General features: G+C 69.1%; 22 protein-coding genes. 3 read left to right on the top strand and 19 right to left on the bottom strand.

Going from position 1 to position 26,165, the window contains the following annotated elements; genetic code table 11:
- Positions 1-16: 16 nt before the first annotated feature.
- The 4 genes from ACQUSX_RS11875 to ACQUSX_RS11860 form a co-directional block, all read right to left on the bottom strand.
- Entirely contained in the window at positions 17-742 is a 726-nt protein-coding gene (locus ACQUSX_RS11875) for an HNH endonuclease signature motif containing protein (RefSeq protein WP_428907634.1), read from the bottom strand.
- A complete protein-coding gene (locus ACQUSX_RS11870; protein ID WP_428907125.1) occupies positions 678-1,478 on the bottom strand; it encodes a DUF222 domain-containing protein in 801 nt (266 codons plus the stop codon). The genes ACQUSX_RS11875 and ACQUSX_RS11870 overlap by 65 nt, the downstream gene beginning before the upstream one ends.
- A 109-nt stretch (positions 1,479-1,587) precedes the next feature.
- On the bottom strand, positions 1,588-5,304 hold the full coding sequence (locus ACQUSX_RS11865) for a proline dehydrogenase family protein (RefSeq protein WP_428907124.1): 3,717 nt from the start codon (positions 5,302-5,304) through the stop codon (positions 1,588-1,590).
- 53 nt (positions 5,305-5,357) lie between these two features.
- Positions 5,358-5,933: an acyl-CoA thioesterase gene (locus ACQUSX_RS11860; RefSeq protein ID WP_428907123.1), complete on the bottom strand. Its 576-nt coding sequence runs from the start codon at positions 5,931-5,933 to the stop codon at positions 5,358-5,360.
- Between the two features lie 119 nt (positions 5,934-6,052).
- Here ACQUSX_RS11860 and ACQUSX_RS11855 point away from each other — a divergent pair, with 119 nt between their 5' ends.
- Complete coding sequence (locus tag ACQUSX_RS11855; RefSeq protein WP_428907122.1) at positions 6,053-6,559, top strand: GNAT family N-acetyltransferase; 507 nt, start codon at positions 6,053-6,055, stop codon at positions 6,557-6,559.
- Positions 6,560-6,680: 121 nt separating this feature from the next.
- Here the strand turns inward: ACQUSX_RS11855 and pntB are convergent, their stop codons facing one another.
- The 5 genes from pntB to ACQUSX_RS11830 all read right to left on the bottom strand — a co-directional run bounded on the left by pntB (position 6,681) and on the right by ACQUSX_RS11830 (position 13,343).
- Positions 6,681-8,081 carry a Re/Si-specific NAD(P)(+) transhydrogenase subunit beta gene (gene pntB / locus ACQUSX_RS11850; protein ID WP_428907121.1) on the bottom strand — a complete coding sequence of 467 codons (1,401 nt, stop codon included), beginning with the start codon at positions 8,079-8,081 and terminating at the stop codon, positions 6,681-6,683.
- Positions 8,078-9,634, bottom strand: coding sequence for a Re/Si-specific NAD(P)(+) transhydrogenase subunit alpha (locus ACQUSX_RS11845; protein WP_428907120.1), 1,557 nt, complete (start codon positions 9,632-9,634; stop codon positions 8,078-8,080). The genes pntB and ACQUSX_RS11845 overlap by 4 nt, the downstream gene beginning before the upstream one ends.
- A gap of 266 nt (positions 9,635-9,900) precedes the next feature.
- The gene (locus ACQUSX_RS11840; RefSeq protein ID WP_428907119.1) at positions 9,901-11,592 is read right to left on the bottom strand and encodes a cytochrome b/b6 domain-containing protein; all 1,692 of its coding nucleotides are present in this window, start codon (positions 11,590-11,592) and stop codon (positions 9,901-9,903) included.
- 4 nt (positions 11,593-11,596) lie between these two features.
- Positions 11,597-12,565, bottom strand: a complete 969-nt coding sequence (locus ACQUSX_RS11835; RefSeq protein WP_428907118.1) for an electron transfer flavoprotein subunit alpha/FixB family protein — start codon at positions 12,563-12,565, stop codon at positions 11,597-11,599.
- Position 12,566: 1 nt separating this feature from the next.
- On the bottom strand, positions 12,567-13,343 hold the full coding sequence (locus tag ACQUSX_RS11830; RefSeq protein ID WP_428907117.1) for an electron transfer flavoprotein subunit beta/FixA family protein: 777 nt from the start codon (positions 13,341-13,343) through the stop codon (positions 12,567-12,569).
- Between the two features lie 179 nt (positions 13,344-13,522).
- On the opposite strand from ACQUSX_RS11830, the gene ACQUSX_RS11825 reads away from it, so the two are divergent.
- Positions 13,523-14,059 (top strand): MarR family winged helix-turn-helix transcriptional regulator, encoded by a 537-nt coding sequence (locus tag ACQUSX_RS11825; RefSeq protein WP_428907116.1) that lies wholly within the window; start codon positions 13,523-13,525, stop codon positions 14,057-14,059.
- Positions 14,059-14,505, top strand: a complete 447-nt coding sequence (locus ACQUSX_RS11820; RefSeq protein ID WP_428907115.1) for an SRPBCC family protein — start codon at positions 14,059-14,061, stop codon at positions 14,503-14,505. Before ACQUSX_RS11825 ends, ACQUSX_RS11820 begins: the two co-directional genes overlap by 1 nt.
- On the opposite strand, the gene surE is transcribed toward ACQUSX_RS11820, so the two are convergent.
- The 10 genes from surE to ACQUSX_RS11770 form a co-directional block, all read right to left on the bottom strand.
- Positions 14,498-15,253 carry a 5'/3'-nucleotidase SurE gene (gene surE, locus ACQUSX_RS11815; RefSeq protein WP_428907114.1) on the bottom strand — a complete coding sequence of 252 codons (756 nt, stop codon included), beginning with the start codon at positions 15,251-15,253 and terminating at the stop codon, positions 14,498-14,500. The two genes, ACQUSX_RS11820 and surE, sit on opposite strands and share 8 nt — an antisense overlap.
- A complete protein-coding gene (locus tag ACQUSX_RS11810) occupies positions 15,250-16,257 on the bottom strand; it encodes a 1-phosphofructokinase family hexose kinase (RefSeq protein WP_428907113.1) in 1,008 nt (335 codons plus the stop codon). The genes surE and ACQUSX_RS11810 overlap by 4 nt, the downstream gene beginning before the upstream one ends.
- Before the next feature lie 52 nt (positions 16,258-16,309).
- Positions 16,310-16,747, bottom strand: coding sequence for a putative immunity protein (locus tag ACQUSX_RS11805; protein ID WP_428929971.1), 438 nt, complete (start codon positions 16,745-16,747; stop codon positions 16,310-16,312).
- A gap of 8 nt (positions 16,748-16,755) precedes the next feature.
- A complete protein-coding gene (locus tag ACQUSX_RS11800) occupies positions 16,756-17,532 on the bottom strand; it encodes an enoyl-CoA hydratase-related protein (RefSeq protein ID WP_428907111.1) in 777 nt (258 codons plus the stop codon).
- Between the two features lie 85 nt (positions 17,533-17,617).
- Positions 17,618-18,520 carry a 3-hydroxyisobutyrate dehydrogenase gene (gene mmsB, locus ACQUSX_RS11795; protein WP_428907110.1) on the bottom strand — a complete coding sequence of 301 codons (903 nt, stop codon included), beginning with the start codon at positions 18,518-18,520 and terminating at the stop codon, positions 17,618-17,620.
- On the bottom strand, positions 18,517-19,713 hold the full coding sequence (locus ACQUSX_RS11790) for an acyl-CoA dehydrogenase family protein (RefSeq protein ID WP_428907109.1): 1,197 nt from the start codon (positions 19,711-19,713) through the stop codon (positions 18,517-18,519). The genes mmsB and ACQUSX_RS11790 overlap by 4 nt, the downstream gene beginning before the upstream one ends.
- The gene (locus tag ACQUSX_RS11785) at positions 19,713-21,224 is read right to left on the bottom strand and encodes a CoA-acylating methylmalonate-semialdehyde dehydrogenase (protein ID WP_428907108.1); all 1,512 of its coding nucleotides are present in this window, start codon (positions 21,222-21,224) and stop codon (positions 19,713-19,715) included. The genes ACQUSX_RS11790 and ACQUSX_RS11785 overlap by 1 nt, the downstream gene beginning before the upstream one ends.
- Before the next feature lie 283 nt (positions 21,225-21,507).
- A complete protein-coding gene (locus tag ACQUSX_RS11780) occupies positions 21,508-22,620 on the bottom strand; it encodes a ScyD/ScyE family protein (RefSeq protein WP_428907107.1) in 1,113 nt (370 codons plus the stop codon).
- 154 nt (positions 22,621-22,774) lie between these two features.
- Positions 22,775-25,192 carry a phosphoenolpyruvate synthase gene (gene ppsA / locus ACQUSX_RS11775; protein ID WP_428907106.1) on the bottom strand — a complete coding sequence of 806 codons (2,418 nt, stop codon included), beginning with the start codon at positions 25,190-25,192 and terminating at the stop codon, positions 22,775-22,777.
- A 38-nt stretch (positions 25,193-25,230) separates the two neighbouring features.
- Positions 25,231-26,085 carry a pyruvate, water dikinase regulatory protein gene (locus ACQUSX_RS11770; protein ID WP_428907105.1) on the bottom strand — a complete coding sequence of 285 codons (855 nt, stop codon included), beginning with the start codon at positions 26,083-26,085 and terminating at the stop codon, positions 25,231-25,233.
- Positions 26,086-26,165 lie beyond the last annotated feature (80 nt).

The following is a 26,165-nucleotide window of genomic DNA, read 5'->3' as shown; positions in this document are numbered from 1 at the left end:
GGCACGCCAGTGATCATTATTTCACGGCCCGCCTGCGAGTCGCCAGCGCGCTGCCGCGTGCCTCGCAGGCGACGTCGGGTAGCGACAGGCGCGGGGTGCGCCAGCTCTGTTGCGGGTCCCACCAGGCGGGGCCGCGGATCTCGGGCAGACCCTCGTTCATCCGGATCTCCCAGCCGGAGTATTCCAGGGATCGGTGGTGCCACCAGCACAACGGCACGCCGTTGTCGGTGCTGGTCGGCCCGCCCCTTGCGTACTCGGTGACATGGTGGATCTCACACCACGACGCCGGGACGTGACACCCCGGAATCAGGCACTCCTTGTCACGCAGGACGATCGCCCGGCGCTGGTACACGGTGAAGATCCGGTCACTGACCGTCATCCCCACGATCCGCCCCTCGTCAGTGAAGACGCGCTGGATGGCGCCGGTGCAGCCGGTGTGCCGGGCAACCGCCGCGCTGACCGGGCCGCCGACGCCCGGGATGCTGGCCCAAGAACTGTCTGAGGATTCCAGGTGCACGACGAGCGTCGGCGCTGCACCACCGAGGGACGGCGTCTCGGCGTGCCGTGCGGCGATTCCCAGTGCCGCGGCGAGTGCATCGTGCTGCTTCTGCCCGCGCGTGCGCGTGTCGAGCACGTTCCGCGGGTCACTGTTGAACTCATCGTCGGCGTTGGTCTCGTCAACGCTTGTCTCGTCGTCGGAGGGGCCGGAACGCCACCCCCTCCGGGATCGGTGGTCCGTCAGTCTTCGGGTTCAGCTGGGCGTCCATCAGCAGCTGCAACTGCGCGTATGTCTCCGGCAGCAGGTTGCCGCGCATCGGGTACACCCCATCGCACAACCGCCCGACCGACAGGTAACGTCGACGCATCGCACGATGCTCCACCGGCTCCGCCCCATCCGGATCCAACCGCACAGCAATCGCATGCGCGAGAGTCTTCAAGTCCTCGGGCGTCGCAGGCGGCGTGGTGTCGGACTGCGCATCGCCGGCGACCGCATGCCCACGGGCCACGTCCGCGAGCACAGCATCCGCCTCCCACCGATCAGCGCCGCCGATGCGGTCTCCGGCAGACTCGATCGGGCCGGTCGCGGCGAGCAGTCCACTGACGCCGATCGCACCATCGAGCATCGTTTGCCGAAGAGCCGGCCACGCTGCCGACAGCGACTCCCCCGATGTCCGGTCGGTGTCGCGATGCACGAGCCTGCCCGCCTTCACGAACCGCGCCGCGGCCCGCGAGTCGACCCGCAGCGTGCGCTGCAGCAACTCGTTCATGTTCCGGCATCCGGCACCGTTCGGAAGATCCACCGAATCCGCCGTCGCCACAGTCTCTACGACCACTGCCTCCACCCGCCGCAGCGCCTCGCCGGCAGTGCTCAGCACCACCCGCCGCTCGGCATCCGTGAGAGCAGAAAGCGCATCCGCACCGAGCAGCCGATCAAGGTCGGCGACGACCCGATCCAGGACTGCGGCGGTGCTGTTCATACCCTCTATTCAACACGGGGCCACCGACATTGAAACCCAGAATCCGGCTGATCAGATAGCTTTTTCGCGACCCGAACGCTGCAACCGGCACCCGGATATTGAATGCCACTCAGATGACGGCGGCGCTCCAGTCGTCGGGGTTGCCGAAGCGGTGCGCGGTGATCGAGATCGCCTGCTCATGCACGAAGGGCAGCAGTTCAAGCCGCCCGGCCGAGGTCGCCTCGTTGTCGTAGACCGCGAGATCCGGGTCGCCCTCAACCGCGCGCGCCAGATCCTGGTGCAGTGCGGCGACAGCATCCGTCGTGCCGATCAGCCGCACCCGCCCGGCGCCCGCGAGCGGCGACGCGCTCTCGTCGGCATTCGGCTCCGCGTCGCCCCGACGTGCCATCCGATCGATCCATTCGGCATCGCTCTCGACCGAGACCAGCACTTCGAGGTCCACCAGTTGTCCGCGCACGCCGGCCGGCAGGCCGGACGGCACCGAGAGCATGAAGTGCGCACCCGATCGGATGCCCGCGAGTACCACCCGCAGAACCTCGTGCAGTCCGGCATCCGACGTCGCTCGCACGATGACAGGCAGCGGCCGGTAGCGGAACAGATTCCGCTCCGCGCCGAGCTGCGACACGTCCCGCACCTGCCCGAACTCCCGGTCCCACGCGACGGCATCCGAGAGCGCGGCCTGGCGCAGCCACTCGAACTCGTCGAATCCCAGCGACGGCTGCGCCGCCTCGATGAGAGACGAGATGCGCGTGTCGAGCCCCCGCAGGTGCAGCGTGCTCGACGCCTTCCCGCGCGGTTGCGAGCGCCACGACCCGAGCCCCACCAGATAGTTCGGACCGCCCGCCTTGGCACCGGGGCCGACCGATGACCGCTTCCATCCACCGAACGGCTGGCGCTGCACGATCGCGCCGGTGATCCCGCGGTTCACATACAGGTTGCCTGCCTGCACCTCATCGAGCCAGAGCTCGAGATCCGCCGGGTCCTGTGTGTGCAGCCCGGCGGTCAGCCCGTAGGCGACCGCGTTCTGCAGCCGGATCGCCTCCGACAGGGTGGGCGCATGCATGATGCCCAGCATCGGACCGAAGAACTCCTCGAGATGAGTGCGCGAGCCGGGCTGCACGCCGACGCGGATGCCGGGGCTCCACAGGCGACCCGTCTCATCCGTCGACCGTGGCCGGATCAGCCACTTCTCGTCCTTCTCCAGCGTCGTGAGCGCCCACTCGAGCTTGCCCTGCGGCTTCTCGATCACCGGACCGATCTCGGCCGTGGCATCCGACGGCCATGCCACCCGCATCGAGCGGACCGCGTCGACGAGCTGACGCGCGAATCGCTTGGACCGGCCGACCGGGCCGACCAGGATCACCAGCGACGCCGCAGAGCACTTCTGGCCGGCATGGCCGAAGGCGCTGCGCACCAGATCGGCGACCGCGAGGTCGAGATCGGCGGTCGGCGTGATGATGATGGCGTTCTTGCCGCTGGTCTCCGCCAGCAGCGGCAGATCGGGGCGCCATGAGCGGAACAGCGCAGCCGTGTCCCACGCGCCGGTGAGGATGACGCGGTCCACCGACGGGTGCGAGATGAGCTGCTGTCCGAGCTCGCGCTCGCCCAGATCGGCGAAGGCGAGGACGTCGCGCGGCACGCCGGCCTGCCAGAGCGCCTCGGCGATGACCGCGGCGCAGCGCCGGGCCTGGTGCGCGGGCTTGAACACGACACCGGAGCCCGCGGCGAGCGCGGCCAGCACGCCGCCCGCGGGGATCGCGAGCGGGAAGTTCCAGGGGGGCGTGACCACGGTCACCTTCGCCGGTTCGAAGCGCGCGCCGCTGATCCCGTCCAGCTCGCGTGCGCAGGCGGCGTAGTACTTCGCGAAGTCGACGGCCTCGCTGACCTCGATGTCCGCCTCGGCGAACACCTTGCCGGTCTCGACGGCCGCGATCTCGATCAGCTCGCCGCGCCGCGACTCGAGAGCCGCGGCGGCGCGCAGCAGGATGTCGGAACGCTCGGATGCCGGGCGCGAGCCCCAATGCGCACCGGCGTCTCGCACGCGCGTGATCGTCTGCTCCAGCATCCGGTCATCGTCGATGCGCCCGGCGCGCACGGTGTCGAGGCCGAGGGTGCACGCGTCGGGGTCGGCGATGCGGGCGAGGATCCCGCGGCCCCAGTCGCGGTTGCCGGCGAGCGACGGGTCGCTGTCCGGGGTGTTGTCGAAGCCGGGCGCTCCCGCCGTCGCCGCGGCGGCGAGCTCCTGCCGTGCGTACACGGCGGTCTGCAGGAAGGGATCCCCGTCGCCCTCCTCGTCGCCGGACGATCCGCGTGCGATGCCGAGGACGACCCCGGTGAGATCCTCGTCATCCGCCGCGCGCGTGACCGGCAGGCGCACGGATTCGTGCGCGGGCGCATTCCTGTTCTGGGTCCGGCGTGCACCGGTGAGCAGGGTGCGGTCCTTCGTGCGCGCGAGCGAATCGAGGAAGCGCAGCCGCTCCCGCTCGAACAGCGCGGGGTCATCGGCCAGGTGGAACGCCGCGGAGAGAAAGTTCGACGACGAGGCGTTCTCTTCCAGCCGGCGCACCAGGTAGCTGACGGCCACGTCGAACTCCGCCGGGTTCACCACCGGCACGTACAGCAGCACGCCTCCCACCTCGCGCGAGACGGCGGCCACCTGCCCCTGCGCCATGCCGAGCAGCATCTCGAACTCGATCGCCTCGCGCACCTCCCGCTCCCCCGCGAGCAGCCAGGCGTAGGCGATGTCGAACAGGTTGTGACCTGCGACACCGATGCGGACGGCGGCTGTGTTCTGCGGCGTGAGCACCTCGTCGAGGCAGCGCAGGTAGTTGGCGTCCGTGTCGAGTTTCGTGGCGTAGGGCGCCTGCGGCCAGCCGTGCATCACGGCATCGACCTTCTCCATCGCAAGGTTGGCGCCCTTCACGAGCCGCACCTTGATGCGCGCGCCGCCGTGCTCGACGCGGTCGCGTGCCCAGGCGGTCAGCTCGCGCAGGGCCGGCAGCGCGTCCGGCAGGTAGGTCTGCAGCACGATGCCCGCCTCGGCGCTCTTCAGTCGCGGATCGCTGAGGATGCGCGTGAACACCGCGATCGTCAGATCGAGGTCCTTGTACTCCTCCATGTCGAGGTTGATGAAGGTTCCCTCGGAGAGGGCCGTGACGTACAGCGGCATGAGGCGCTCGACCACGGCGTCGACGACATCGTCGAACGCCCACATCGAGATGCGGCTCATGATCGCCGAGACCTTGACCGAGACGTAGTCGACGTCGTCGCGACGGACGAGATCGTGGATGCCCTCGAGCCGCCTCTTCGCCTCGGCTTCGCCGAGCACCGCCTCGCCGAGCAGGTTGAGGTTCAGCCGGACGCCCGCGGCACGGGCATCCGATGTGCCGTCCTTCTTGTCGGCAGTCGGGCGGCGGATCTTCTCCAGCGCCGGTCCGAGTCTGTCGGGACGGGCATCGACGATCAGATGCCCGACCATCTCGCGCAGCACGCGCCGCGCGATGGGCACGGTCGGCACCGGCAGCGCCGGGGCGATGCCCCCGCCGAGCCGGACGACACCGCGCAGGTACCAGGGCAGGAAATCGGGGGCGAGCGGTGCGACGCGATGGAGATTGGATGCTGCCGCCGCCGCGCTCTCGGGACGCATCACCCCGTCGACGAAGCCCAGCGTGAACGGCAGGCCCTTGGGATCGTGCAGCACGCCAGCCAGGCGCTCCGCGGCCGGATCGACGTCCACCTCGGCGGCCTCGAACACCCAGCGTGCGGCGAGTTGGACGGCGGCGTCTGCGAGATCGGAGCCGATGGGAGAAGACGACTGCTCTGCCATGCCTCCACACTAGGTGTGCTGTCGCGTCGCGGGCGGATGATCCGCCGACGGGCTCAGCTCCAGGTGCTCGGCGCGGGCGCCTTCATCGGCGGCAGCGCCGAGGCGGTGGACCACTCGTGGATCCACTCGGCGACGTCCGGGATGCCTTCCGGGACGCCGCCGTCCGGCGTGCCGACGGCGGCGAACAGCTCGTCGTGCGTCACCGTTCCGCCGCTGCGGCGCAGCATCCGGGCCCGGACGATGACGCGTGCGTAGATCTCGCCGCCGACGACGGCGCGGTGCTCGAGGAACACGGCTTTGTCGTCGTGTCCGATCAGGCGCGACTCGACGTCGAAGCGCTGCCACAGCTCGAGCGACTTGCGGAACGTGACCGTCTGGCTGGAGACGACGGCGTACCAGCCGCGCGCCTTCATGGTGTCGAACAGGCCGGTGCCGATCAGCAGATCCCAGCGGCCGAGATCGAACAGCGACAGATAGCGGCCGTTGTTCATGTGCCGCAGGATGTCGAGGTCGGTGGGCAGCGTGGTGAGCCGGATCCGGCCGATGCCCGCTGGCGCGATGAGGCCGTCACGCCGCAGCCGCCGCCGAGCCTGGAAGATCACGAGGAGGGTGCGCCAGATCACATTCACAAGTGGCGATAGTAGTGATCCACGACAGTTCGCCAAAGTTCGTTGGCGGGATGCTACAGCGGGCTGGATGTGCTACGCGCCGATTTCCCGTCTTGCGATCTCGCGCGTAGAGTCACGGCATGAGCGCCGAAGCCCAGCCCGAGATCATCGTCCGTCCGGTCCGCGATGTGGATGCGGAAGCCCTCGGTCGCGTGCATGCGCAGACGTGGCACGAGACCTACGACCACCTGATCAGCAAGGCCGCGCTGGAACGGATCTCGCCGCGCCGCATGGCCGAGCTCTGGACCAACTGGGCCCGCCAGGGCGACGACTTCAAGATGAGCGCCGCACTGGTCGATGGCGAGATCGTCGGGTTCGTCGGCTCGGGGCCTGCCCGCGACAAGGACGCCCCCGCGTTCCGTGAGCTCTACTTCATCTACCTGCTGGAGGCCTACCAGGGCACCGGAATCGGTCAGCAGCTCTTCGACGCTGCGGTCGAGAAGGATGAGCCGCTGTACCTGTGGGTCGCCGAGGACAACCCCCGCGCGCACCGCTTCTACGTGCGCAACGGCTTCGCGCTGGATGGCGCCGCCCACACCGAGCCGTTCCTGGGCGAGACGCTCACCGAGGTCCGCTTCGTGCGCTGAGCGCCTGCGCCGTTGCGCTCCCGCCCCTGCTGATCGCCGCCGCCCCTGCTGAATCACGTGATTCAGCAGGGGCGGCGGCGTTGGACAGGGGCGAGGATGCCAGTCTGCAGGACCCGGACCTTCACAGCGCCCGGATGATGTCCTCCACCCGCTCCTTCGCGTCGCCGAACAGCATCTGCGTGTTCTCGCGGAAGAACAGCGGGTTCTGCACTCCGGCGTATCCTGCGGCCATCGACCGCTTGAACACGATGACGTTCTCGGCCTCCCAGACGCGCAGCACGGGCATCCCTGCGATCGGGCTGCCAGGATCCTCGGCTGCGGCGGGGTTCACCGTGTCGTTCGCGCCGATCACCAGCACCACGCTGGTCGCGGCGAGATCGTCGTTCACCTCTTCCATGCTGAGCACGATGTCGTACGGCACCTTCGCCTCGGCGAGCAGCACGTTCATGTGCCCGGGCAGACGCCCGGCGACGGGATGGATGCCGAAGCGGACGTCGACGCCGCGCTCGCGCAGACGGGCGACGAGGTCGGCGACCGGGTACTGCGCCTGGGCGACAGCCATGCCGTAGCCGGGAGTGATGACGACCGTCTTCGCGCCGGACAGCATCCCGGCGGCCGCTTCGGCGGTCACCTCGCGGTGCTCGCCGTAGTCCTCATCGTCGGACGCGGATGCCACGATGCCGAACCCACCGGCGATCACCGACAGGAACGAGCGGTTCATCGCCTTGCACATGATGTACGACAGGTACGCACCCGACGATCCGACCAGCGCGCCGGTGACGATCAGCAGGTCGTTGTTCAGCAGGAAGCCCGCCGCTGCCGCCGCCCAGCCGGAGTAGCTGTTCAGCATCGAGACGACCACGGGCATGTCTCCGCCGCCGATGGAGGCGACCAGGTGCCAGCCGAGCGCGAACGAGAGCAGCGTGACGGCGATCAGGAGCCAGAGCTGCTGATCGAGGACGAACCACACGGTGAGGACGACGAAGAGCACCAGCGCACCCACATTGAGCAGGTTCTTCCCCGGCAGCATCAGCGGTCGTGACGAGATTCTCGCCGCGAGCTTCAGGTACGCCACGATCGAGCCGGTGAAGGTCACACCGCCGATGAAGATGCCGATGAACACCTCGGCGTTGTGGATGTCGACGAGCTGGGCGGGGATCTCGGCGTGCGTGAGGTGACCGTTCCAGCCGACCAGGACGGCGGCGATTCCGACGAAGCTGTGCAGCAGCGCGATGAGCTGCGGCATCTCGGTCATCTGCACGACCTTCGCACGCCACAGTCCGATGGCGGCTCCCACCAGCACGCCGACGCCGAGCAGGGTGAGCCCGAGCATCGCACCGGCGCCGCCCCATGCGTCCGCGACGGTGAGGGCGAGTGTGGCGAGCAGCGCGATCGTCATGCCGGCGATGCCGTAGGTGACGCCGGCGCGGGCGGACTCGTGGCGGCTGAGACCGGCGAGGCTCAGGATGAACAGCAGGGCGGCGACGATGTAGGCCGCCCCGGCGAGTGCGTCGACGCTCACTTCTGGCCGCCCTTCGTCGTCTTGCCGAGTGTGAACATGCTGAGCATTCGGCGGGTGACGGCGAAGCCGCCGAAGATGTTGATGCTGGCGACCAGCACCGCGACGGCGGCGAGCGCCTGCACGACCGGGTTGCCGTCGGTGATCTGCAGCATGGCGCCGACGATGATGACGCCCGAGATCGCGTTGGTCACGGACATCAGCGGGGTGTGCAGCGCGTGGTGCACCTTGCCGATGACGTAGAAGCCGACCACCACCGAGAGCATCAGCACGGTGAAGTGCTGCGGCAGCGGTGCCGGGGCGAACGCATTGACGAGGAACAGCGCGGCGATGCCTGCGACGATCAGGGCGACTTTCTTGCCGACCGACATCTTCTTCTGCTCGGGTGCGGCTGCGACGTCTGCCTTGTGCGGGGCGGATGCCGGTGCCGCGGCCACCTGCACGGCGGGCGGTGGCCAGGTGATCTCGCCGTCGCGTACGACGGTGACCGAGCGCTGCACGACGTCCTCGAAGTCGAGCGCGAGCGCGCCGTCCTTGTTCGGGGTGAGCAGCGCCACGAGGTTCGCGACGTTGGTGCCGTACAGCTGCGAGGCCTGGGTGGCCAGACGCGAGGCGAGATCGGTGTAGCCGAGGATGATCACGCCGTTCTCACTCACGACGCGCTCTCCCGCGACAGAGCCCTCGACGTTGCCACCCTGCGCGGCCGCCATGTCGACGATGACACTGCCGGGCTTCATGAGTGCGACGTCGGATGCCGTGATCAGGCGCGGCGCTGCGCGCCCGGGGATGAGCGCCGTCGTGATGATGATGTCGACATCGGCGGCCTGCTCGGTGTAGATCTCGGCGGCGCGGCGGTCGTAGTCGGCGCTGGTCGCCTTCGCATAGCCGTCGGTGGACTTCTCGACCTCGACGTCGACGGGGATGTAAGTGCCGCCGATGGAGGAGACCTGGTCGGCGACCTCGGGGCGCGGGTCGGTGGCGCGCACGATGGCGCCGAGGCTGGATGCCGCGCCGATGGTGGCGAGGCCTGCGACGCCTGCACCGGCGACGAGCACCTTGGCCGGCGGGACCTTGCCTGCCGCGGTGACCTGGCCGGTGAAGAAGCGGCCGAACTCGTGTGCGGCCTCGACGACGGCGCGGTACCCGGCGATGTTGGCCATCGAGCTGAGCACGTCCATCGACTGCGCGCGCGAGATCCGCGGAACTGCGTCGAGGGCGAGTGCGGTGATCCCACGCTGTGCGAGCTTCTCGACGAGCTCGGGGCGCAGCGCCGGCGACAGGAGCGCGATCAGGGTCGCCCCGTCGGCCAGGGCGGCGATCTCGGCATCCGACGGCGCATTGATCTTCAGCACGACCGGGCTGCGCCAGGCATCCGCCGCCGCTACCACGTCCGCACCCGCCTGGCGGTACTCCTCGTCGGGATACGACGAGCGCTCGCCCGCTCCCGTCTCGACTGCCACTGTGTAGCCGAGATTCTTCAGGGTGTGCACGGTGGCCGGGGTCGCGGCGACCCGCGCCTCATCCGGCCCCTCCCGCACGATTCCGATCTGCGTCACTGCGATCCTCCTGTCCGGCGGCCATGCCGGTATGTTCGTCGTTTTGCACAGACTACTGAGCGGCTTGGAAGGAACGGACCGTATCCGCCCATGTGACGCCTGAAGAATCGATGTTCTTGCCGTTGCGATAAGCGGGGGGGCGATGCCGCCCGCCAAGGCGAGGACTTCGCCCCCCCCGGCTCAGCGACGCCGCCCCTGCTGGATCACGTGATCCAGCAGGGGCGGCGTAGGCGAGCAGGGGCGCGGATGCCCCCGACGCGCTCGCCTCAGCGCCCGGAGACCTGCCCGAACAGCTTGGCGATCGGTGCCAGCACCAGCGGACGAGCCGCGAACCAGCCCGCTGCGATGACGGCCATGGCGACGACGAACACCCAGAAGCCGGTCCACACGTCGGCGTACGCCGTACCGTCGACCGAGCCCTGCGCCGCGAACATGTGGTTCAGGTTGCGCAGTGCACCGGTCAGGAACACGAGCGCCACGTGCGCGATGATGAACGCCACGAAGTACAGCATGACCGGGAAGTGCAGCGCGCGCGCCCACTCGACCGGGTACGCCTTCGAGAGCTTCTCAGCCTTCTTCGGCCACAGCCCCGACATCCGGAATCCGGTGATCACCGCGAGCGGCGCAGCAATGAAGATCGTCGTGAAGTACGCGAGCTGCTGCAGGGAGTTGTAGTTCACCCAGCCGTTCTCGGTCGGCCAGTCCAGCGAGATGTACTGCAGCCCCGCCGACAGAGCGTTGGGGAACACCTCCCAGCTCGTGGGGACGACGCGCACCCAGTGCCCGGTGACGATGAGCAGCACGACGAAGATGACGCCGTTGATGATCCACAGCAGATCCAGCGCCTGGTGGAACCAGAGTGTGAGGCTGATCTTGCCCTTGCTGTCGCCGCGCGGGGTCCAGAACACTGTGGGCCGCTTCTCGCTGCGCACCCGCAGTCCCGAGCGGATGATCAGCACCATCAGGAACATGTTGAAGAAGTGCGCCCAGTTCGCCCAGGGCGCGAAGCCCGGTTCGACCTCGATCGCCGGGTGATACTCGCCCGGGAATGCCGCAAGGAAGTCCTGCATGAACGGGGTGCTGAGGAATGTCCGCATGAAGAACACCGCGGCGACGGCGAGCAGACCGAGCGCGGCCAGACTGAGCAGTCCGCCAATGGTCTGCGGCCACGTCGGGCGCAGCTTCGACGGCTCGCGCTCGGGTTCCGTGGCGTACCGGGGCGCCCGCCCCTGCCAGACCGTGCGCGTGAACGGCAGCGGTGCGGAGATGTCGGCGGTGTCGGATGCCACGGCGACGGCGACTGCTCCAGCGGCAGGTGCCTCGGCAGCGTCCGCTGCAGTTTCCTGCATCTGCGGCGCCGTTTGCTGGGGCGGTTGCGAGGAAGTGTCGCGGACGCGAGCAGCACCCGCTGGCGGCCAGGGGTCGCCGCCGGCGACGCGAGGCAGGCCCCGACGCAGCGCGGCGCCGTCGGTCGCCGCAGCGGCGACAGGCGCGGATGCCGCAGCGGGCGCAACCGCGGTCGGAGCCGCTGCTGCGGTCTGAGCTGCTTCGGCGGTCGGCTGCGCGATGGCATCCGACGCCCCTGCATCCGGCACCGAGGAGAGGGCGGATGCCACGGGCGCGGCAACCGCCACGGGCGCGGCAACCGCCACGGCAGCGGCCGGAGGCCACGGCTCGCCGCCCGCGACACGAGGCAGACCGCGACGCAGCGCCGCGCTCGAACCGGCGGCGGGGCCAGGCGCTGCCGTTTCGGGGGCCGAAACGCCACTTGTCGGATCGGATGCCCGATTCTGTCCGACATCTGGCGTGTCGGCCACCGGAGTGGAGACGGTCGCTGCGACGGCAGCGGCCACCACAGCGTCCGCCGGCAGCGCGTCCGAAGGCACCTCGGTGGCGGGAGGCCAGGCCTCGCCGCCCTTCACCCGCGGCAGGCCGCGGCGCAGCATCCCGGTGGCCATCGGGCTACTTCTTCCGCGCTTCGAGCGCCTCGATCAGCTGCGGCACGACGGTGAAGACGTCACCGACGATGCCGAAGTCGGCGACGTCGAAGATCGGCGCCTCGCCGTCCTTGTTGATCGCGACGATGGTCTTCGCCGTCTGCATGCCCGCGCGGTGCTGGATCGCACCCGAGATGCCGAGCGCGATGTACAGCTGCGGAGAGACGGAGACACCGGTCTGGCCGACCTGGTGCGCGTAAGGGATGTAGCCGGCGTCGACCGCAGCGCGCGATGCGCCGACTGCTGCGCCGAGGGCATCCGCGAGCTGCTCGACGAGCGCGAACTGCTCCTTCGAGCCGAGTCCGCGGCCACCCGAGACGACGCGAGTCGCCCCGCGCAGCTCGGGGCGCGACGAGGTCTTCTCCTCGGCCGCGATCTCGCCGGCCGAGGCGGCCACGGCACCGGATGCCGTGACCTCGAGCTCTTCGACGGTGGGCGTCGCGGCTTCAGCGCGAGCGTCGACCGCACCTTGACGGACCGTGATGATCGGCGCGCCGAAGGTCGGCGCGGAGTCGGTGAGGAATGACCCGCCGTAGACCGAGTGCTGCGCGGTCACACCCTCGTCGTCGCGGGCGACCCCGATGGCATCCACCGAGAGGGCGAGCTTCTCGCGCACCGCGAGGCGTCCGGCGGCGTCGCGCCCGGCGATCGAGTTCGACACCAGAACCGCATCAGGCTGCACCTTCTGGTACGCGGCCTGCAGGGCATCCACGACCGGGACGGTGAGCGCCGACGCGTCGCCGGCGGCGGTGAGCACGACCTGCGCACCGGCCGCCGCAGCAGCATCCGTGGCCGCCTGACCGCCGCCGACGATCAGCGCTACGGGGGCACCGACGGTCGACGCCGCGCCGATCAGCGCGGCCGTGCTGCTCGCCGCAGCACCGGTCGGGTCGACGTCGACGAGGACGAGGATCGGGTTCGCGGGGTACGCCATGTCACACCAGCCTGTTCTGTGCGAGGAACTCGACGAGCTGAGCGGCTGCGTCGCCCTCGTCGTTGATCTTGACCCCGGCCGCGCGCGGCGGCTTCTCGGAGACGGCGGTCATGATCGTGTGCGGCGCATCGGCCGGGTCGGCGGAGACGCCGAGGTCTGCGAGCGAGAGGACCTCGAGAGGCTTCTTCTTCGCGGCCATGATGCCCTTGAAGTTCGGGAAGCGGGCATCCGGCAGCGCCTCGGTGATCGAGATGACGGCGGGCAGCGTCGCGGTGACCTGCTGGGTGCCGTCATCTCCCGTGCGCGTGCCGGTCACCTGGTCGGCACCGATCTCGACGGCGCTCAGCGCGGTGGCCTGCGCGTAGCCGAGGTGCTCGGCGAGCATGGCCGGAATGACGCCGCCGGAGCCGTCGGTGGACAGGTTGCCGGTGATGACGAGATCGGGCTCACCGCGGCGGATCGCGGCGGCGAGCGTCTCGGCGGTCAGGCTGAGGTCTGCGCCGCGCAGCTGCTCGTCGACGACATGCACGGCGGATGCGGCACCGATCGCGAGTGAGCGGCGGACGGATGCCGTCGCAGACTCGGGCGACATCGACAGCGCGATGACCTCGGTGCCGGCGTTCTTGTCGGCATAGGACAGCGCCACCTCGAGAGCACGCTCGGTGATCTCGTCGAGCACGACGTCACCGGCCGCACGATCGGCCAGTCCCGTCTCCAGGTCCAGCTTGCGGTCGCCGTAGGTGTCGGGGACTTCCTTCACCAGCACGTAGATCTTCATCGAATACTCCTCACGCCGGAGACGAGTCTATCCGGCCGCTTTCTTCGCGCCCAATTGCATTCACGACTCTATGTAGCCAATCCGTCAACCGCTGGCACTGCGACCGTGAAATCTTGTGCGGAATGTATACATAGCGCCGGAATCGCAGGTTCTTTCGTGCGAGCCGATAGCGTGGGCTCATGGCCCGCCCCCGTCCGCTCCCGATCGATCCGCTCGCTGAGGCGAAGCGGCAGTGGCTCGCGCACGGATGGACGGATGCCGCCGAGGGAATGGCCGTGGTGACGTCGGTGATGCGCGCTCAGCAACTGCTGCTGGCGAGAGTGGATGCTGCGCTGAAGCCGTTCGGTGTGACCTTCGCCCGTTATGAGGTGCTCCGCCTGCTGGCGTTCAGCCGGTCGGGCACGCTGCCCCTGTCGAGCGTCGTGGCGCGACTGCAGGTGCACGCCACCAGCCTCACCAGCACCGCCGAGCGGCTGGTGCGCGACGGGCTCGTGCGCCGCGACCCGCATCCGCACGACGGACGCGCAGCGCTTCTGACGCTCACAGACTCCGGTCGTGATCTCGTCGAGCGCGCGACGGCGGCGCTGAACACCGAGGTGTTCTCCTCCCCCGGGCTCGACGCCGGCGACGCCAGAGAACTGGTCGGCATCGTCGCCCGCCTGCGCAAGAACGCCGGCGACTTCACCGATCCACGCCCTCTCCCCGATCCGCTCTGATGGCGACCTTCGTTCTGGAGCGGATCGTCCCTGCGCCGCCCGCGGCTGTGTTCGACGTGTCTCTCGACGTCGATCTGCATGTGGCATCCCAGAGCTCCCGCGGCGAGCGCGCCGTGGCAGGCAAGACGACGGGCAGGCTCGGTGAAGGCGATGAGGTGACGTGGAGCGCCCGCCATTTCGGACTCCGGTTCCGGCTCAGCTCCGTCGTGTTCGACGTGCAGCGTCCGCTTCGCTTCCGGGATCGGCAGACGAAGGGCCCGTTCGCCTCATTCGTCCACACGCACGATTTCACGCCAGTCGACGGCGGCACGCTCATGCGCGACACGATCGAGTTCCGTTCGCCCCTCGGCGCGATCGGTCAGCTCGTCGACAAGACCATCATGCGCCGCCACCTGATCGCCGTCATCACCGAGCGCAACGACGCGATCAGCCGGCATTTCAGCTGAGGGCGCTGACCGAGATCCCGAGCGGCACGTGCGAGACCGGGTCGAGCCCGGTCACGGTGATCCACCCGTCCGCCAGGTGAGCGGCATCCGTGCCCGGTTCGGGCGCGTTGGGCAGGTCTTCCACGGCGAGGCGGATGTCGTGCTCGTCCTGCTGGGTCAGCGTCGTCTGCACGATTCCGAAGGGAGCGAGCTCCGCCTCGATCACTCCGCGCGGCTCGGCGGTGTTCGGCGCGTTCACGTTGAGCACCGTGCCGCGCGGGTACTGCAGCAGCTCGGGGATGAGCCGGGTGACCGCACGTGCCCCGGAATCCCAGTGGAAGTCGGTCGGCGACATCCCCACGTCGAGCGAGACGGCGATGCCCCAGGCCCCGTTCAGCCCGCCGGTGAGGGCGGCGCCGACGGTGCCGGAGTGCAGGATCGCCCGGCCGACGTTCGCGCCGTGGTTGATGCCGGATGCCACTACGTCGGTCGGATCGCCGAAAGCGCCGCGCGCCGCGATCAGGGCGATCAGTCCGGGGCCGCCGTGCACGGCGAAGGCGGGCACCGACTCCAAACCCTCGAGCGTTCGCCGGTCCACGGCGATCCGACCACCGGCATCCGCCGCCATGATCGACGCGCTCGAACCGCTCGACTGCGTGACGGGCGCGGCGATCACCACGTCCATGCCGTCCTCGAGCAGGGCGACCGCCAGCGCATGCAGGCCGGGGGATTCGATGCCGTCGTCGTTCGTGACCAGCACCCGGGTCATGATGCATCCCCTTCGTCGGCGGCTGCAGCCGGGTCGGCGAGGGCGGCCAGCCCGTCGGGACTCACCCGGGCACTCGCTCCGGAGTCCTCGTCGTGCACGGCTTTCGTGCTCACGCGCTCGCGCAGGCCGGCGATGGTCTCGGCGTCACCCGTGCCGAGGCCGTGGCGGGTGACGTTCATGGCGCCGGCGGCGGCGCCCAGCGTGATCGCGGTGCGCGGTGACTCGCCGCGCACCATGCCCGCGACGACACCGGCCGTGAGCGAGTCGCCTGCACCGCGACCGTCGGCGACCTCGAGCTTCGGCGGCGTCACCTCGAGCACGCCCTCGTCGTCGAGCATGAGAAGCGGGTCGCCGGCGCGCGTGACGATCACCGTTCGCGCGCCGCGGTCGCGGAACCGGCGCATCGCCTCGACGACGCCCGCGGTGGATTCGTCCGTCAGTCCGTGATCGCGCAGTTCCTCGTCGCTGATCTTCAGCACATCGACGCCGCCCTCCAGGGAGGCGTCGAGTCGCTCGCCGGCGAGGTCGACGACGACCGTGCACCCGGCCGGTCCCAGATCGGCGGCCAGGCGGCGATAGGTGTCCGCCGGCAGCACCTCGTCATCCGCGGGTCCGCTGAGGATGACGATCTCCGATCGCATGCTCTCCCGGATGAGCGCGGTGTAGAGCTCGTCGAGGTCGTGCCGCTCGAGCGGATCACCGCTCTCCTCCCCGACCGTCACCCGCTCGCCGTCTCGCCGATCCTGCACGTACGCCGAACCGCGTCCCTGCCGGTCGATCGCGACCACCCTGATCCCGTCGTCCTCGAGCAGGTGACGGATCACCTCACCGGCCTCCCCGGCGAGCGTGCAGCACATCGTCACCGAGATGCCGAGGCGCCGCAGCATCCGTGCCTGCCACACGCCCTGACCGCCGGCGTGGATATGTATCTGGTCGTCGCCGCCGGCGCTCTCGACGGTCACCGTCAGAGTCGGCGCGGGCGCGAAGATCGTCACGTCACTCATGACGGCGACCGTACGGCGCGAGCCGCCGAGCGCACACCCCCTTGCGTGCGGATCAGTCCCCGTCGTAGACGTACCGGTCGAAGCGCTCCGGCACGCGCATGCGCTGCCAGGCGAGCTCCTCGTCGCGCCGCGACCGGTCGCCGGGGAACGCCTTAGCTGTGTACCGCGGCACCTGACGCGCATGCCCTGCCATGTGCGCAACCGCAGCGGCCTGGCCGCAGACGCGAGCCGCCGCCACCGCTGAGGGATCGGATGCCTCGCGCGCCGCGGCATGGCTGCCGAACGAACGCTCGCGCACCTCATCGATTTCGAGGTCGCCGCGCATGAACGCCTGCGCGGCCTCCAGCGCCTCACGCGGGCGCGCATCGTCCGGCCGCTCGGCGAGGAACAGCGGCAGCATCCGCTCAGCGCACGCCACCGTCCATTCCACGAGCTCCCGGCGGTCGGTCTCTGACAGTCTCAGGTCGGTGTCGTCGGGCTGCGTGTCCATGATGATGCTCATCGGTGCTGGAAATGAGGGGGGCGCTTCTCGCGGAAGGCGGCCATCCCCTCCTTCTGGTCTTCAGTGTCGAACAGTGCGGCGAACTGCTGCTTCTCGACGTCGAGACCCGCCTCCAGCGTGGTCTCCATCGCGGCATCCAGCGTCGCCTTCGCCGCATACACCGAAGGCAGCGACTTCGCGGCGATCGTCTCGGCGAGCGACGTAGCCTCGTCGAGCAGATCGGATGCCGGCACCACGCGCGACACGAGGCCGATGCGCTCCGCTTCCTCGGCCCTGATGACCCGCCCGGAGAGGATGAGCTCGGCGGCCTTGTAGTAGCCGACCGCCCGGATCAGGCGCTGTGTCCCGCCCATTCCGGGGATGACGCCGAGGTTGACCTCGGGCTGGCCGAAGCTCGCGGTGTCGGCGGCGAGGATGATGTCGCACATCATCGCCAGCTCGCATCCGCCGCCGAGCGCGTAGCCGGAGACGGCGGCGATGACGGGGGTGCGCGCGGTCGCGAAGCGCGTCCACGCGCCGAAATGGTCGGTCTCGAGCATCTCGGATGCCGTCTTCGCCTCCATCTCCTTGATGTCTGCTCCTGCGGCGAAGGCCTTCTCGGAGCCGGTGACGACGATCGCGCCGACGCTGTCATCGGCGTCGAAGGCCTCTGCGGCAGCGGCGACCTCTTCCGACAGCTGCCCGTTGAGAGCGTTCAGGGCCTGCGGTCTGTTGAGGGTGATCCAGCCCACTCGTCCTCGCTGTTCGACAAGGATCGTCTCGTACTCGGGCATGTTCCGTTCCGACATCTTCGCTCCATCCGCCGCGACGCTGCGGCCCCTCCAGTATCCCAGGTGTCGACGACACCGAGGCCCGAGGTCACACTTCGCCGGCGCGGATGTCCGTGATGATGCCCGAGAAGTCACGCGCGGCGCCGTCGCCCGCGGCGAACGCCGCGTAGATCTGCTGGGCGAGCAGGCCCATCCTGGCATCCGTCGACGTCTGCTCGATCGCCTGCAGCGCGAGGCCCAGGTCCTTCGCCATCAGCGCTCCGGCGAAGCCCGGCTGGTAGTCGCGGTTGGCAGGACTCGTGGGCACGGGCCCGGGGACGGGACAGTTGGTCGTGATCGCCCAGCACTGACCGGATGCCTGCGATACGACGTCGAAGAGCGCCTGGTGCTCGAGTCCGAGCCGCTCACCCAGCACGAACGCCTCAGCCACCGCGATCTGCGAGACGGCGAGCACCATGTTGTTGCACACCTTCGCGGCCTGCCCGAGACCCGGTCCGCCGCAGTGCACGATGCGCTTTCCCATGACCTCCAGCAGCGGCAGCGCGTCGGCGAAGTCGGCATCCGACCCGCCGACCATGAACGCGAGAGTGCCGTTCTCGGCGCCGACCACCCCGCCTGAGACGGGTGCGTCGATGCTGCGGTGCCCGGCGGCGAGCGCGAGCTCGTGCGCGGTCTGCGCCTCATCGACCGCGATGGTCGACGACTCGATGAACAGGGTGCCGGGCTTGGCAGCGGCGAGCAGCTCGTCCTGGTACGCGGCGATGACGTGTCTTCCGGCCGGGAACATCGTGATGACGACGTCGGCGTCGGCCGCGGCCTCCGCACCGCTGCCGGCGATCGGAATGCCGGCAGCGGCCGCTGACGCGATCGCGCCCGACATCAGGTCGAAGCCGTGCACGTCGTGACCGGCCTTCACGAGGTTGACGGCCATCGGCAGCCCCATGTGCCCGAGTCCGAGGAACGCCACCTTGACTCGCGACGGCGCAGTCACGATGCACTCCGCATCTGCACGGATCCGGCAGGGCGCAGCATCTCGCGCCCGACGATGAGTCGCATGATCTCGTTAGTCCCTTCCAGGATCTGATGCACGCGCAGATCGCGCACGACCTTCTCGACCCCGTAGTCCTGAAGGTAGCCGTAGCCGCCGTGCAGCTGAAGAGCCTTGTTGGCGACCTCGAACCCGGCATCCGTCGCGTAGCGCTTGGCCATCGCGCAGCGCATCGTGGCATCCGGCGCCTTCTCGTCGACGGCCTGAGCGCCGTCGCGCACCATCAGTCGCGCAGCCTGAAGCTCGGTGCGCATGTCGGCGATCGTGAACAGGATCGACTGCTTCTCGGCGAGCGGCTCGCCGAAGGCGACCCGCTCGTGCACGTACTGCACGGCCTTCTCGAGCGCCCACTGTGCGCCGCCGAGAGAGCATGCGGCGATGTTGAGGCGTCCGCCGTTGAGCGCCGACATGGCGATCGCGAAGCCGCGCCCCTCGTCGCCGAGCATGGCGGATGCCGGAACGCGCAGTCCGTCGAAGATGACCTGGCGGGTGGGCTGCGCATGCCAGCCCATCTTCTTCTCGGGTGCGCCGAAGCTGAGCCCCTCGGCGTCGCCCGGCACGAGGAAGGCGCTGATGCCCTTCGCGCCCGAAGCCGCGTCGCCGGTGCGCGCCATCACGACGTAGACGCCGGCCTCGCCGGCACCCGAGATGAACTGCTTCACACCGGTGAGCAGGTAGTCGTCGCCGTCGCGCGTCGCACTCGTGGCGATGTTGGCGGCATCCGATCCGGCGCCGGGCTCGGTCAGGCAGTACCCGCCGAACTCGGACATCGCAGTCAGCTTCGGCAGCCACTGCGCGCGCTGGGCGTCGTCGCCGTAGGTGTCGATCATCCACGCGACCATGTTGTGGATCGAGATGTAGGCGGCCACCGCCGGGTCGCCCTTGGCGAGCTCCTCGAAGATCGCGACGGTGTCTACGCGGCCGAGACCCGTGCCGCCGAACTCCTCGCCGATGTAGATGCCGCCGAGGCCCAGCTCGCCCGCCTTGTGCAGCGAATCGCGCGGGAAGATGTGCTTCTCGTCCCGCTCCGCGGCGAACGACGCGAGCTCGGTCTCGGCGAAGTCGCGGACGGCGCCGAGGATGGCCTCGCGCTCCTCAGCCGTGACGGTCGTGACAGTGGGATCGATCATGGTCATCAGTGCCCCTCCCCTGTGGTGGCCGGCATGACGAAGCTGGCACCCTCGCGGATGCCCGAGGGCCAGCGGCTCGTCACCGTCTTGGTCTTCGTGTAGAAGCGGAACCCGTCGGCGCCGTGCTGGTTGAGGTCGCCGAAGCCGGAGGCCTTCCAGCCGCCGAACGTGAAGTACGCGATCGGCACGGGGATCGGGATGTTCACCCCGACCATGCCGACGTTCACGCGCGCCGCGAAGTCGCGGGCCGCGTCCCCGTCGCGGGTGAAGATGCCGACGCCGTTGCCGTAGGGGTTGTCGGATGCCAGTGCCAGCGCCTCTTCGTAGTCGGCGGCGCGCACGACCGAGAGCACCGGCCCGAAGATCTCCTCGCGGTAGATCGACATGTCGGTGGTGACGTGGTCGAACAGGGTGGGGCCGAGGTAGAAGCCCGACTCATAGCCCTCCACGACCAGACCGCGCCCGTCGGCGACCATGGTGGCACCGGCGTCGACGCCCTCCTGGATGAGCCCCTCGACGCGGGCCTTCGCGGCCGCGGTGACCAGCGGTCCGTAGTCGATGCCGTCTGCGGAGCCGGGCCCGACCTTCAGATCCCGGACGCGCTCGGCGAGCTTTGCGACCAGGGCGTCGGCGGTCTCCTCACCGACGGGGACGGCGACCGAGATGGCCATGCAGCGCTCGCCCGCCGATCCGAATCCCGATCCGATCAGAGCGTCGGCGGCCTGGTCGAGGTCGGCGTCGGGCATGACCACGAGGTGGTTCTTCGCGCCCCCGAAGCACTGCGCGCGCTTGCCGTTCGCCGCGGCGGTCGTGTAGATGTACTCGGCGATCGGGGTGGAGCCGACGAAGCCGACCGCCTGGATGCGCGGGTCGGTGAGGATCGTGTCGACCGCCTCCTTGTCACCGTGCACGACGTTCAGGATGCCCGCGGGCAGCCCCGCCTCGAGGAACAGCTCGGCCAGCCGAACCGGCACGGAGGGGTCGCGCTCGGAGGGCTTGAGCACGAAGGCGTTGCCGCTGGCGATCGCGGGGCCCGCCTTCCACAGCGGGATCATGGCCGGGAAGTTGAACGGAGTGATGCCGGCGACCACGCCGAGCGGCTGGCGCATCGAGTAGACGTCGATGCCGGTGCCGGCCTCGGTGGAGTACTCGCCCTTGAGCAGGTGCGGCGCCCCGATGCAGAACTCGATCACGTCGAGTCCGCGGATGACGTCGCCCCTGGCATCTTCGATCGTCTTGCCGTGCTCGCTCGAGAGCAGGCGGGCCAGCTCGTCCATGTTCTGGTGTGCGAGTTCGACGAAGCGCATCATCACCCGAGCGCGCTTCTGCGGGTTCGTGGCCGCCCAGGCGGGCTGTGCGGCGGCGGCGTTCTCGATCACGGCGCGGACCTCGTCAGCGGTGGCGAGCGGCACGCGCGCCTGCACGGCGCCCGTGCTCGGATCGAACACGTCGGCGACGCGGCCGCCGGTCGGCTCGAGGGACTTTCCGCCTACGAAATGGGGGACATAACGGGTCATTGTGTGACACTCCTCTGCGCCGTCTTTGGCACAGTGCCAATGGTACTCGGCCTACGGATCATTTACTAGGGCGTCCTACTATCTGCGCTGTTCCTCCGCAGTTCACCCACCGGCCACCTGGCGCATGTAGTACTTGACGTGCGCGGATGAAGGCAGATCGGAATCGGGTGTCGTCGGACTTCGCGCCGCGGTGAGCGCATTCGAGCCTCCCGCCGCGGTCACAGACCGCGAGACCCCCGCCGAATCGGGTCGGCGGGGGTCTCCTCTATGCGAGCGAGATCACTCAGCGGAGCACGTGTCCGTTGACCTTCACCTTGCCCTTCGAGACGCTGACGATCGTGCCGGGTCCCGTCGGGTTCCCCTGCTCGTCCGTCGCCGCGGCGGTCGCCGCCCACAGCGTGCCGTTCGAGGCCGTCGACACCGCGAGCGCGTTCGGCAGCGGGATGAAGCCGAGCTGCTCACCGGAGGTCGACACTTTCGCGACACCACCGCCGAACAGCTGCGCAACATAGACCGCGCCGTTGCCCGCCATCGCGACGCTGGTCGGACCCGCGAGGCCCGATGCGATCGCGTCGGGCTCACCGCCGTTCCGATCGATGCGCCACAGCTGACCTGCGCCGGTCACCATCCCGGGAAAGCCGGGCAGCGTGGTGACGTAGACGACACCGCCCGAGCCGACCGTGATGCCAGTCGGCACCGGCTCAGCATTGAACGTCGAGCCGACGACGCAATCGGGAAGGACGGGCTGGCCGTTCTCGTCGACGCCGAACATCGGCAGCACGTCCTCGGTGACCTCGACCGGCACCGGCGGGAAGAGGGTGAAGACGCTGATGTCACCGGCGTCGGTGACCCGCCAGACGACGTTCGCTCCGGCATCCGCCACCAGCCAGTCGCCGCCGTAGGGCACGACGGTGTAGGCGTGCGCATCCGTGATCCCGGCGTTCGTGCCTGCGTCACCGAGGCAGCTGTCGACGAAGCCGTAAGTGTTTCCCTGATCGGGATTGTTCGCGTACTCGTAGGCGTGCAGGTCGACGTAGGTCGTTCCGCGCGGATTCTGAAGGGTCAGCCCGCTCTCCAGCGGCGGCGCCTCTTCACCCTGCTCGAGCGACGTCGTGTACGCCATCGTCTTGCCGCGGGTGGCGACGCTGGTCGTGCCCTCTGCACCGGTGATGATCGGCTCGATCGAGCCGTCCGGCTGCAGCTGCCCGATCATGCCCATCGCCCCATCGGCGACGAGCACCCGGTGTCCGTCGACCGTGAGGCTGTACGGCATGGCGACCTGATCGGACCACTGCTTCGGCGTCGGCGGGTCGGATGCCGCCGACGCGGACGTCGGCAGCGAGAGGGCAAGTGCCACCGCGGCGCCGGCCGCGATGAGTGGACGGGTACTGCGCATGATGCCTCCGATTTCAGGCTCGGCGAGAACGTCGAGCCGAGATGAACCGGGCGGAGCGTCCCCTGGCGTCCGGATGCGAGATGAGCCGCCCCAGTGACGACTCAGCAAGGATGATCCTCCCGAACGCGCCCGGGCGCAAGAGGATGTTCCGGCGCTAGGCGAGCACGGACGGCGCCGTCAGCCCGGCAGATGCCATGGGCTCCGCCCGCGCGGCCAGCCGCATCCACGTCTCCACCACTGTGTCGGGGTTCAGCGACATCGACTCGATGCCCTGATCGAGCAGCCAGTCGGCGAGGTCGGGGTGGTCCGAGGGTCCCTGCCCGCAGATGCCGACGTACTTGCCGCGCCGCAGGCACGCCTCGATGGCCATCGCGAGCATCTTCTTCACCGCGGGGTCACGCTCGTCGAACGTCTGCGCGACCAGCGCCGAGTCGCGGTCGAGGCCGAGCGTGAGCTGGGTCATGTCGTTCGAGCCGATCGAGAACCCGTCGAAGTGGTCGAGGAACTCGTCGGCCAGCAGTGCGTTGGACGGCACCTCGCACATCATCACGACCTCGAGGTCGTTCTCACCGCGGCGCAGGCCGTTCTCGGCGAGCAGCTCGACGACGGCCGCACCCTCGGCGACCGTGCGCACGAACGGGATCATGATCTTCACGTTCGTCAGGCCCATGTCGTCGCGCACGCGGCGGAGGGCTTCGCACTCCATGTCGAAGCACTCGCGGAACTCCGCCGAGATGTAGCGCGAGGCGCCGCGGTACCCGATCATCGGGTTCTCCTCGTGCGGCTCGTACCGGTCGCCGCCGAGCAGGTTGGCGTACTCGTTCGACTTGAAGTCGCTCATCCGCACGATCACCGGCTCGGGCGCGAACGCCGCCGCCAGCATCCCGATGCCCTCGGCCACGCGCCGCACGAAGAACTCGCGCGGCGACGGGTAGGCAGCGATGCGGTCGGACACCTGGGCATGCAAGTCACCGGGCAGCTCGTCGAACTCGAGCAGAGCGCGCGGGTGGATGCCGATCTGGCGGTTGATGATGAACTCCAGCCGCGCGAGACCCACGCCGCGGTTCGGCAGCCGCGAGAACGAGAACGCCTGGTCGGGGGTGCCGACGTTCATCATGATCTTGACCGGCACTTCGGGCATCCGATCGAGGTGCGTCTCCTCCTCCCGGTACTCGAGCAGCCCCTGGTAGACGAAGCCGTCGTCACCCTCGGCGCACGACACGGTCACGTCGAGGCCGTCGGGGAGGACGCGAGTCGCATCTCCCGTGCCGACGACGGCGGGGATGCCGAGCTCGCGCGCGATGATCGCGGCGTGGCAGGTGCGCCCGCCGCGGTTGGTGACGATCGCGGAGGCCTTCTTCATGATCGGCTCCCAGTCGGGGTCGGTCATGTCGGCCACCAGCACATCGCCTGCGCGGAAGCGCGCCATGTCATCGATGGAGCGCAGCACGCTCACCGCGCCCGAGCCGATCTTCTGCCCGATCGCGCGACCGGTGGCGAGCACATCGCTGCGCTCGGCGAGCACGAATCGGCGCATGACGTTGGCATCCGCGCGCGAGACCACCGTCTCCGGGCGCGCCTGCAGGATGTAGAGCCTTCCGTCCCCGCCGTCACGCGCCCACTCGATGTCCATCGGGCGCCCGTAGTGCCGTTCGATCGTGACCGCGTGGCGGGCGAGCTCCTCCACCTCGGCATCCGAGATGCTGAACAGCTGGCGCTGGTCGGCCGGGACGTCCTCGAAGACCGTCGTGCCGCCGACCTGATCGCTGTCGGTGTACCGCATCGCGATCGCCTTCTCCCCCACCGACCGCTTCAGGATCGCGGGGCGGGATGCGGCGAGCGCGGGCTTGTAGACGTAGAACTCGTCGGGGTTCACGGCGCCCTGCACGACTGCCTCGCCGAGCCCGTAGGAACTGGTGATGAAGACGGCGTCTTCGAAGCCCGACTCGGTGTCGACGGTGAACATCACCCCGGACGCCCCGATGTCGGAGCGCACCATGCGCTGCACGCCGACCGAGAGGGCGACATCGTGATGGTCGAAGCCGTTGTGCACCCGGTAGGCGATCGCTCGGTCGTTGTAGAGGGATGAGAAGACCTGCTTGACGGCCTGCAGGATGTTGTCGATGCCGGAGATGTTGAGGAACGTCTCCTGCTGACCGGCGAATGAGGCATCCGGCAGGTCTTCTGCGGTGGCCGATGAGCGGACCGCCCACGACACGGCATCCGGCTCGGGGTCGCTGTCGACGAGGCGGGAGTATGCGTCGCGGATATCGCGCTCGATGTTCTCGGGCAGCGGCTGCTGCTCGATCCACTCGCGCACGGCCGCGCCGACGCGCGAGAGCTGGGTGACGTCGTCGACGTCGATCGCCTCCACGGCGTCTCGGATGCGGGTGTCGAGCCCATCTGAGGAGAGGAAGGCGCGATAGGCGTCCGCAGTCGTCGCGAGTCCACCGGGGACCCGCACCCCGAGATCGGCGAGGTTGGCGACCATCTCCCCGAGGGAGGCGTTCTTGCCGCCGACCTGCGGAAGGTCGGCCATGCCGACCTCGTGGAACCAGAGGACGTTCTTCATCGCGGTGCTTCTTTCACTGGGGTTCATGAGGAGCTCGATCAGGCACGCAGCTTCATGGTCTGCATGATGACCGCGGACATCTCCTCGACGCTCTTGGTCGAGGAGTTCAGGAACGGGACACGGTTTCGTCGGTAGAGGTCTTCGGCGCGGCGCAGCTCGATCGTGCACTGCTCGAGGCTGGAGTAGCGCGAGCTCGGCCGGCGCTCATGGCGCACCTGGCTGAGGCGCAGCGGCGTCGTGGTCAGCCCGAAGCAGCGTGCGCCGTACTTCGCGACGGAGCGCGGCAGACCCTCGGTCGGGAAGTCGTCGTCGGTGAGCGGATAGTTCGCCACCCGCAGGCCGTGTTGCAGCGCGAGGTACATCGTCGTCGGCGTCTTGCCGCAGCGCGACGGCGCGATGATCACGACGTCCGCCTGGTCGAGGGCGCGGGAGCTCTGCCCGTCGTCGTGCTCGATGGCGTACTCCACGGCGCGCATGCGCGCGAAGTAGCGGTCGGTGTCGCCGAGGCCGTGGTAGTTGCCGAGCTGCTCGGACGCCGTGACGCCGAGGGCCTTCTCGAGCTCGGTGAGATGGCCGGCGAGCAGGTCGATGACGGTTGCGCGGGAGGCGCGGAGGATGCCGCGAAGCGCGGCGTTCTTGACGGTGATGAACAGCAGCGGGTCGCGGCCCTGATCGTGGTCCGCGGCGATGCTCGCGACGACCGACCGCGCTTCGGTGTCGGTGAGGACGAATGGGATCGTGTGCTTGAGGAATCGGATGCCGGGGAAGTTCGCCAGCAATGCGTTCCCGAGGGTCTCCGCGGTGACCCCGGTGCTGTCCGACACGAAGTACGCGGCGCGGGTGGACGCGACAGGGGCGGACGCGACGGGGGTCACGGGAGCGGGGTGGGTCACCCTCTCACGTTATGGAAGAAACAGAATCCCTTATGACCAAATCAACGAGAAGGATCCGGGGTTCTTATGCATTGCGAAGA

The sequence above is a fragment of the Microbacterium alcoholitolerans genome (assembly GCF_050408615.1).
Taxonomy (GTDB): domain Bacteria; phylum Actinomycetota; class Actinomycetes; order Actinomycetales; family Microbacteriaceae; genus Microbacterium.
The sequence above is the reverse complement of the archived record's forward strand: the minus strand, read 5'-3'. Positions and strand labels throughout refer to the sequence as shown.